The sequence below is a fragment of the Glycomyces xiaoerkulensis genome (assembly GCF_002798405.1).
GTDB classification, from domain to species: domain Bacteria; phylum Actinomycetota; class Actinomycetes; order Mycobacteriales; family Micromonosporaceae; genus Glycomyces; species Glycomyces xiaoerkulensis.
The window spans coordinates 1-653 of record NZ_PGGV01000009.1 but is presented as its reverse complement, the minus strand read 5'-3'; the positions used below and the strand labels follow the sequence as shown (position 1 = coordinate 653).

Below are 653 nucleotides of genomic sequence, written 5' to 3'. Positions count from 1 at the left end.
GCCTGGTCCCGCGAGCTCCCGGCCGCGCCCTCCAGCGTGACCGTGATCAAGGACGCGGCCGGGCGGTACTTCCTGTCGTTCGTGGTCCAGACCGGCCCCGAGCCGCCGCCCGATACCGACCAGCAGGCCGGTGAACCGATCGGTATCGACCTGGGCCTGACCGCGTTCGCGGTCACCAGCTCGGGCAAGCGGATCGACAACCCGCGGTTCCTGCGCCGCGCCGAACGCCGACTCAAACGCCTCCAGCGGGCGCTCTCCCGCAAGCAGCAAGGCTCGAAGAATCGGGCCAAGGCCCGCGCGGCGCTGGCCCGGCAGCACGCCAAGGTCGCCGATACCCGGCGCGACTGGCACCACCAGGTCTCGACGCAGCTCATCCGCGACAGCCAAGCGGTGTACGTCGAAGACCTCGCGGTGCGCGGTCTGGCCCGGACCCGGCTGGCCAAGAGCGTCCACGATGCCGGATGGTCGGCGTTCGTGCATATGCTCGAATACAAGGCCGCCCGGTACGGACGCGCCTTCGCGAAGGTCGACCGGTGGCTGCCATCGAGTCAGACGTGCTCGGCATGCGGGGCGAAGGACGGCCCCAAGCCGCTCAGCGTCCGCGAATGGACCTGCACCGCCTGCGGGGCCGCCCACGACAGAGACGTCAACGC

The 653-nt window shown here is 70.8% G+C and carries 1 protein-coding gene; it reads left to right on the top strand.

Annotation, left to right across the window (positions count from 1 at the left end):
* On the top strand, positions 1-653 hold a 653-nt coding region (locus CUT39_RS02945), incomplete at both ends, for an RNA-guided endonuclease InsQ/TnpB family protein (protein ID WP_157930443.1).